Genomic DNA, 733 nt, shown 5'->3' with positions numbered 1-733 from the left:
CGGCATCCTCACCAACGCCGAGGCGCGGCTGCTGATCACGGTGAGCGAGGCGCGCCTGCTGGCCCGCCTGCTGCGCCCGCAGGTGCCGAGCCTGCGGCGTATCGCCAGCGTCGCCGAACTGGCCGGCGAGGGCGGTGGCTGCGTCACGCCGGCCAGGGGCGCGCAGGACCTCGCCTTCCTGCAGTACACCTCGGGCAGCACCGGCCAGCCCAAGGGGGTGATGGTCAGCCACGCCAACCTGCTGGCCAACCTGCGCGCCATGGGCCAGGCCCTGCAGGTGGGGCCGCAGGATGTGTTCGTCAGCTGGCTGCCGATGTATCACGACATGGGCCTGATCGGCGCCTGGCTGGGCAGCCTGTACCACGGCGTGCGCCTGGCGCTGATGTCGCCGCTGGCCTTCCTCGCCCGCCCGGCGCGCTGGCTGTGGACCATCCATCGCTTGCGCGGCACGTTGTCGGCGGCGCCCAACTTCGCCTACGAACTGTGCCTGAGCAAGTTGCCCGAGGCGGAGCTGGAGGGCCTCGACCTGAGCTGCTGGCGTCTGGCCTGCAACGGCGCCGAGCCGGTCAACCCGGATACCCTGCGGCGCTTCGCCGAGCGTTTTGCCCGCTACGGCCTGGCCCCGGCCGCGCAGACCCCGGTCTATGGCCTGGCCGAGGCGACCCTGGGCGTGGCCTTTCCGCCGCTGGGCCGCGGGCTGCTGGTCGACCGGGTGCAGCGCGAGGCGTTCCAG

The 733-nt window shown here is 72.9% G+C and carries 1 protein-coding gene; it reads left to right on the top strand.

All coding sequences use genetic code 11. The features are described 5' to 3' along the window. Positions 1-733, top strand: a 733-nt coding sequence (locus N878_RS23700) for an AMP-binding protein (RefSeq protein ID WP_031303963.1), incomplete at both ends; no start/stop codon positions are given.

Source organism: Pseudomonas sp. EGD-AK9 (assembly GCF_000465935.2).
Lineage (GTDB): Bacteria > Pseudomonadota > Gammaproteobacteria > Pseudomonadales > Pseudomonadaceae > Aquipseudomonas.
This window is presented reverse-complemented; position numbering and strand designations above follow the sequence as displayed.